Origin of the sequence: Streptomyces silaceus (assembly GCF_001419745.1) — a bacterium.
Classification (GTDB): Bacteria; Actinomycetota; Actinomycetes; order Streptomycetales; family Streptomycetaceae; genus Streptomyces; species Streptomyces silaceus.
Genome location: NZ_LIRJ01000575.1, coordinates 1 through 7,191, shown reverse-complemented (window position 1 = coordinate 7,191; position 7,191 = coordinate 1). Strand labels below are relative to the sequence as shown.

Genomic DNA, 7,191 nt, shown 5'->3' with positions numbered 1-7,191 from the left:
GGCGGCATGGGCCAGGTCTGGACGGCGTACGACCAGCGGCTCGACCGCCGCGTCGCCGTGAAGCTGCTGCGGCCCGACCGGGTCGCGGGCGCCGAGGCCGAGGAGCTGCGCCGCCGCTTCGTGCGCGAGTGCCGCGTCACCGCGCAGGTCGACCACCCCGGCCTGGTCACGGTGCACGACGCGGGCAGCGAGGCCGAGGACCTCTACCTCGTCATGCAGTACGTCGACGGCGCGGACCTCGGCGACCACCTCGCCGAGCACGACCCCTACCCCTGGCAGTGGGCCGTCGCCGTCGCCGCCCAGCTGTGCGCGGTGCTCTCCGCGGTGCACGCCGTGCCGATCGTGCACCGCGACCTCAAGCCGCGGAACGTGATGGTCAAGCAGGACGGCACGGTCTCCGTCCTCGACCTCGGCATCGCCTCGGTGATGGACACTGACACCACCCGCCTCACCCACACCGGCTCGCCGATCGGCAGCCCCGCCTACATGGCCCCCGAGCAGGCGATGGGCGGCGCGGTCGGCCCGTACACCGACCTCTATGCGCTCGGCGTGCTGCTGCACGAACTCCTCAGCGGCGACGTGCCGTTCTCCGGATCCACCGCCCTCGGCGTCCTGCACCGGCACCTCTACGAGCCGCCGCTGCCGGTCCGCCGGCTGCGCCCCGAGGTGCCGCAGGCCCTGGAGACCCTGGTCCTGCGGCTGCTCGCCAAGGACCCCCAGCACCGCCCCGCCAGCGCCCAGGAGGTCTACGAGGAACTGGCGCCGCTGCTGCCCGCGCGCGGCACCCTCTCGGGCCGCCCGCTCGATCCCACGCGCCCCTTCCTGCGTCCGCACGCGCCGTGGCCCGACCGCGCGGCGACGCCCGCGCCCGCCCCCGACCTGCCCGCGCAGCCGCCGAGTTCACCGCCGCAACAGGACGTCGCCCGCGCCGTCGACGACGTCAAGCGCCTCCTCGGCGAGGGCCGCATCACCCAGGCCGTCGACATCCTCGGCGCGATCCTCCCGGCCGCCGCCGCCAAGCACGGCGAGCACTCGCCCGTCGTACGCACCCTGCGCAAGCAGTACGCCGCCACGCTCATGGACGACGGCCAGTACCGTCGCGCGCTGCCCGAGCTGCGGCGCCTGGCCGACGAGCGCGCCGCCGAGTCCGGCCAGGCCGACCCGCACTCGCTCCAGTTCCGCTACGAGGCCGCGCAGTGCCTGGAGCAGCTGGGCGAGCCGGCCGCGGCCCTCGCCGAGTACCGCGCGCTCCTCCCTTATTACGAGAACCAGTACGCGACGGAGGACCGCCGCCAGTCCCTGGAGATCCGCCGCCGCATCGGGCATCTGCTGCTCGCCCTGGGCGACCGGCCCGCCGCCCACGACACGCTGGCCCGGCTGCTGCACGACGCGGAGCGGCTGCACGGCCCCGGCCACCCGTTCCCCGCGGAGGTCCGGCGCACCCTGCAATGGCTCGGACAAGTGCGCGGCTAGCCCCCGTACGGCGGGGCGGAGGGTGCCCCAACTCCCGGGAAATCGTTGGTCGAATAGGTGTCGAATGGCTGGCCCAGAAGACGGCCACTGCCTACCATCGATCACCGCAAGACCTTGTGCACCGCCGCACAATCTCCTCGGGAGGCTTCCTTGCACCGCCGTCGTCGCACAGCGCTCATCCTCTCCGCGGCCGCGATCGCCGCGGCCCCCCTGCTGACCGCCTGCGGCAGCGAGGCGCACCCCGGCGCCGCGGCCGTCGTCGGCGGCGACCGCATCACGGTCGCGCAGCTGGAGAGCCGGGTGAACGAGGTGCGCGCGGCGCAGCGGGCGGCCATCCCCGATGACGCGCAGTACTCCCAGGCCATCGCCAAGTCCGGCACCCTCACGCGCAGCACGCTGCACACCATGGTCCTGGACAAGGTCCTGCACCGTGCCGCCGCCGACGCCGGGGTGAGCGTCACCCGCCGCGACGTCCAGACCATGCGGGCCGGCCTGGAGCAGCAGGCGGGCGGCAAGAAGGCCCTGGAGCAGGGCTGGCTGCAGCAGTACGGCGTCGCCCCGGCCCATCTGGACGACAGCCTGCGCACGGAGATCGAGGCGCAGAAGCTCGCGAAGAAGCTGGGCGCGGACATGAACGCGCCCGAGGGCCAGGCGACCTTCTGGAAGGCGCTCTCCGCGGCCTCCAAGAAGCTCGACATCGACCTCAACCCGCGCTACGGCACGTGGGACGTCGACAAGAACAAGCGCGCGGACAGCAAGACGCCGTGGGTGCGCGAGGTCACCGACGCCGGCGCCGCCGCGCGCGACCAGGCCTAGCCGCACCCGGCGGGACGGGCTCGGGCGGGGGCGCTGTCAGTGGGCTGGGTTACGTTCGACGGGTGAACGAGACCGAGACCCCGTCCCCGGCCGGCACCGCCGACGAGCCCGTCGGCCGCGTCATCCTGCTGACCACCAGCCACCGCGTCGCGCCCGGCCTCCTGTCCTGGCCCGCCTGGCAGGCGCTGCACGGCGCCGACGAGGTGCTGTGCGCCGACGCCACGCATCCGCAGCTGCCGTATCTGCGCGAGGCGGGCGTGGCGGTCGCGCAGGCGGCGCCGACCGCGCAGGAGCTGGTGGACGCGTGCGCGGGCGGGCGCACGGTCCTGGTCCTCGCCACGGCCGAGGGCGACCGCGCGCTCACCGACGGCCTGGCCCGCCTCGCGGGGTCGGGCCGCGTCGCCATGCCGGACCTGGAGCTGCTCCCGGGGTCGTACGACCTGCCGGGCGCGCGCCTGCTCGACCTGGTCCAGGTGATGGACCGGATCCGCGACGAGTGCCCGTGGTCCTCCCAGCAGACCCACAAGGGCCTCGCGAAGTACGCGATCGAGGAGGCGTACGAGCTGGTCGAGGCCATCGAGGAGGGCGACCGCGAGGAGCTGCGCGAGGAGCTCGGCGACGTCCTGCTCCAGGTGGTCTTCCACGCGCGCATCGCCGAGGAGGGCGGGCCCGGCGAGGAGGACGAGCCGTTCTCCGTCGACGACGTCGCGGGCGGCATCGTCGACAAGCTCATCCACCGCCATCCGCACGTCTTCGGGGACGACACGGCGCGGACCCCGGAGGAAGTGAAGGAGCACTGGCTCCGCACGAAGGCCGAGGAGAAGCGGCGCACGTCGGTCACCGAAGGCATCCCCCTCGGCCAGCCGGGCCTGGCCCTGGCGGCGAAGCTGGCCTCGCGCGTGCGCACGGCGGGCCTCGACGTCCCCCTGCCCCGGGGGGAGGGAGTGGGCTACGACCTCCTGGCCCTGGCCCTGCGGGCCGAGTCGGAGGGAGTGGACCCGGAGGCGGCCCTCAGGGCGGCGGCCCGCGCGTACCGGGACGCGGTGCGGGTGGCCGAGGGAGTGGGGGAGTAGGCAGCGCCCCGTAGGGGCGCGGGGAACTGCGCGCCCAGCCACGCCGCACCCGCGGACGAACAGCGCCCCCGGTCCCGGCCGCCGCAGGCCGGGACCGGACCAGGAAAACGGTCGACGCCCCCGCCGGATACGGTCGGGGCATGCACGACCAGCAGCCCGCCCCCTCCTCCGCCTCCGCCGTGGGCGCCCCGGAGGTCCCGTCAGGGGCCCAGGGGCCCGAGCTCTTCACGTGGGAGTTCGCCAGTGACCCCTACCCGGCGTACGCCTGGCTGCGGGAGAACTCGCCCGTGCACCGGACCACCCTGCCCAGCGGGGTGGAGGCCTGGCTGGTCACGCGGTACGCGGACGCCCGCCAGGCGCTCGCCGACCAGCGGCTCAGCAAGAACCCGGCGCACCACGACGAGCCCGCGCACGCCAAGGGCAAGACCGGCATCCCCGGTGAGCGCAAGGCCGAGCTGATGACGCATCTGCTCAACATCGACCCGCCGGACCACACCCGGCTGCGCCGGCTCGTCTCCAAGGCGTTCACGCCGCGCCGCGTGGCCGAGTTCGCCCCGCGCGTGCAGGAACTGACGGACCGGCTCATCGACCGGTTCGCCCAGGAGGGCAGCGCCGACCTCATCCACGAGTTCGCCTTCCCCCTCCCCATCTACGCCATCTGCGACCTGCTCGGTGTCCCGCGCGAGGACCAGGACGACTTCCGCGACTGGGCGGGCATGATGATCCGGCACGGCGGCGGGCCGCGGGGCGGTGTCGCGCGGTCGGTGAAGAAGATGCGCGGCTATCTCGCCGAGCTGATCCACCGGAAGCGTCTCGACCCGGGCGACGACCTCATCTCCGGCCTGATCCGCGCCTCCGACCACGGCGAGCACCTCACGGAGAACGAGGCCGCGGCGATGGCCTTCATCCTTCTCTTCGCCGGGTTCGAGACGACCGTCAACCTCATCGGCAACGGCGTCTACGCCCTGCTCACCCACCCCGAGCAGCGCGAGCGCCTCCAGCGGGCCCTCGCCGAGGGCGACACCGCCCTGCTGGAGACCGGCGTCGAGGAACTGCTCCGCTTCGACGGGCCCGTCGAGCTCGCCACCTGGCGGTTCGCCACCGAGCCGCTGACCATCGGCGGCCAGGAGATCGCCGCGGGCGACCCCGTGCTCGTCGTGCTCGCCGCCGCCGACCGCGACCCCGCCCGCTTCGACGACCCCGACACCCTCGACCTGTCGCGCCGCGACAATCAGCACCTCGGATACGGGCACGGCATCCACTACTGCCTGGGCGCGCCGCTCGCCCGTCTGGAGGGCCAGACCGCCCTCGCGACGCTGCTGCGGCGCCTTCCCGATCTGCAACTCGCGGCGGATCCTGCCGATGTGCGGTGGCGTGGCGGCCTGATCATGCGCGGACTGCGCACGCTGCCGGTGGAGTTCACGACCGCACAGGAAACGGCGCCGCGACAGCCGTGAACTGACGGCCCGTCATGACTGTGACTTTTACGTGATCTCCGCTGCATCGACTTGTGACAGACGTTCGACTGCGGCTACGTTCACGACGACTTGGGCGCCCCGGGCGCCCCGGTCGTCGCCGCAGTCTCCTGAAAGGCAACCGCATGCTCTCCGGTCATGGTCGTCACCGACGCCCCCGCCAGGCCCCGGCTCTCATCGTCGCGGCAGGTGTCACCGGATCAGCCATCGCCATCCCCCTGCTCGGCGCCACCAGCGCGAGCGCCGCCGAGACCACGACGTGGGAGAAGCTCGCCGAGTGCGAGAGCGGCGGCGCGTGGAGCGCCGACCCCGGCAACGGGTACTACGGAGGCCTCCAGCTCTCCCAGGAGATGTGGGAGAAGTACGGCGGCCTCTCGTACGCGCCGAGCGCCGACCAGGCCAGCCGCTCGCAGCAGATCGCCGTCGCCGAGCAGATCCTCGACGACCAGGGCACCGCCGCCTGGCCGAGCTGTGCCCCGATCGCGGGCCTGACCCAGGACGGCGCCGCCGCCGACGTCGACCCGGGCGCCCCCGTGACGCCGGAGCCCTCCGACAGCGCCGACCCGTCCGGCTCCGGGGACGCGAAGGACTCCGAGGGTTCCAAGGACTCCGAGGACTCCGGCAAGAAGGACAAGGAGAAGGGCTCGGAGGACTCCACGAGCCCCGAGGGCTCCCGGGAGGCGGACGAGCCGTCCGACTCCGCCGACCCGTCCGACGACGCGAGCGACACGCCCGGCGAGGGCGACGCGTCCCGAGACAAGAATCACGACGAGTCCGGCGACAAGGACGACACGGGCAAGGAGGGCGACAAGGGCGAGTCCGACGGCACGGACAAGTCCGGCCGCGACGAAGCCACTTCGCCCGGCTCCGAGGACGCCACGGGGCCCTCGGAGGGCGCGGGACGCCACCGCGGCGACCGCGCGGACGAGGGCCCCGCCGAGGGTGCGGAGGGCGCCGAGGGCGACCGTGCCGGCCGGCACGCCTCGCGCGGCGGCGACCGCACGGACGAGGTCGCCGGCGGCACGTACACGGTGCGCTCCGGGGACAGCCTCTCGGTCATCGCGGACGACCTCGACGTCGCCGGCGGATGGCACGAGCTCTACAGCGAGAACAAGAAGACCGTCGGCGGCGACCCGGACCTCATCCTCCCCGGTCAGAGCCTCGATCTGGGCGAAAAGTAAGGGAAGTTGACGAAGCGTCCGCAGGGGCCTTCGCGTCGAATGTCCGATTTGGCGCGAGTGAGAGATGGGTCTCAGAAGCCCTGATCGTCTTTGAAATTCCGGCGATCGCGTGTCTACGGTCATCACCGCTCGCCACTGGTGGGCCCCGCCGGTCGGTACGCCGAATCCTGCCAACGGCCGGACGGGAACAGTCGTCGCTTCGAGCGCCGTAGGCAGGAGCGGGGGACCCAAGGTTTGCGCCGGGCCCGCCCGTTGGACGACCGGACAGCCACGAGGCTGGACGGCCGCGAGACGGGCGGAAACGGCTAGGGGTGAAGCCGCGCTCAAGGAGCGCGGCCGGGCAACCACATCGGCCCGAACCCGACAGCTCACCTCGCAGGCGTCGGTGAGGGGATCAACTCATGCTGCTTTCCGGCAAGGGCAAGCACCGTCGCCCGTCCAAGGCCACCCGCGTCGCCACGCTCGTCGGCGTGACCGGTGCCGCCGTCGCCGCCCCGCTGATGGCGGCCGGCTCGGCCAACGCCGCCACCGCCTCCGAGTGGGACGCCGTCGCCCAGTGCGAGTCCGGCGGCAACTGGTCGATCAACACCGGCAACGGCTACCAGGGCGGCCTGCAGTTCTCGCCGTCCACCTGGGCGGCCTACGGCGGCACGAAGTACGCCCCCACCGCTGACAAGGCCTCCAAGGCCCAGCAGATCGAGATAGCCGAGAAGGTCCTCGCGGGCCAGGGCAAGGGCGCCTGGCCGAGCTGTGGCGTGGGCCTCTCGGGCGCCGCGTACAACGGCGGCGGCGCGCAGCAGCAGGCTCCGCAGCAGCAGGCCAAGCCGAAGCCGCAGCCGCAGCAGACGCAGCAGCAGGCCCCGCAGCAGCAGACGCAGCAGGCCCCCAAGCCGCAGCCGACGCCGCAGACCGAGTCCAAGAAGACCGTCGAGACCCCGACCGGCAAGACGGTCAAGAAGGGCGACGGCGAGTACAAGGTCAAGACGGGCGACACCCTGTCCAAGATCGCCGAGGACCACAAGGTCAAGGGCGGCTGGCAGAAGGTGTACAAGCTCAACGGCGACATCATCGACAACGCCGACTTCATCTACCCGGGCCAGCAGCTGCACCTCAGCTGAGGCTCCTGACCCACCCGGCCGTGCCTCGGCGGACGCACGGCCGGGTGGGTCAGGA

The 7,191-nt window shown here is 73.1% G+C and carries 6 protein-coding genes and 1 riboswitch; all 6 genes read left to right on the top strand.

Annotated elements, in window-relative coordinates; all coding sequences use genetic code 11:
- The first annotated feature begins 6 nt into the window (after positions 1-6).
- The 6 genes from AOK22_RS36955 to AOK22_RS36930 all read left to right on the top strand — a co-directional run bounded on the left by AOK22_RS36955 (position 7) and on the right by AOK22_RS36930 (position 7,136).
- Positions 7-1,473, top strand: a complete 1,467-nt coding sequence (locus AOK22_RS36955) for a serine/threonine-protein kinase (protein ID WP_063795416.1) — start codon at positions 7-9, stop codon at positions 1,471-1,473.
- A 150-nt stretch (positions 1,474-1,623) separates the two neighbouring features.
- On the top strand, positions 1,624-2,289 hold the full coding sequence (locus AOK22_RS36950; RefSeq protein WP_055703039.1) for a SurA N-terminal domain-containing protein: 666 nt from the start codon (positions 1,624-1,626) through the stop codon (positions 2,287-2,289).
- A gap of 62 nt (positions 2,290-2,351) precedes the next feature.
- On the top strand, positions 2,352-3,362 hold the full coding sequence (locus tag AOK22_RS36945; RefSeq protein ID WP_055703038.1) for a nucleoside triphosphate pyrophosphohydrolase: 1,011 nt from the start codon (positions 2,352-2,354) through the stop codon (positions 3,360-3,362).
- A gap of 140 nt (positions 3,363-3,502) precedes the next feature.
- Entirely contained in the window at positions 3,503-4,819 is a 1,317-nt protein-coding gene (locus AOK22_RS36940; RefSeq protein ID WP_055703037.1) for a cytochrome P450 family protein, read from the top strand.
- A gap of 143 nt (positions 4,820-4,962) precedes the next feature.
- Positions 4,963-6,018, top strand: coding sequence for a transglycosylase family protein (locus AOK22_RS36935; RefSeq protein ID WP_055703036.1), 1,056 nt, complete (start codon positions 4,963-4,965; stop codon positions 6,016-6,018).
- 194 nt (positions 6,019-6,212) lie between these two features.
- Positions 6,213-6,415, top strand: a riboswitch (cyclic di-AMP (ydaO/yuaA leader).
- 4 nt (positions 6,416-6,419) lie between these two features.
- A complete protein-coding gene (locus tag AOK22_RS36930; RefSeq protein WP_055703035.1) occupies positions 6,420-7,136 on the top strand; it encodes a LysM peptidoglycan-binding domain-containing protein in 717 nt (238 codons plus the stop codon).
- Positions 7,137-7,191: the final 55 nt, after the last annotated feature.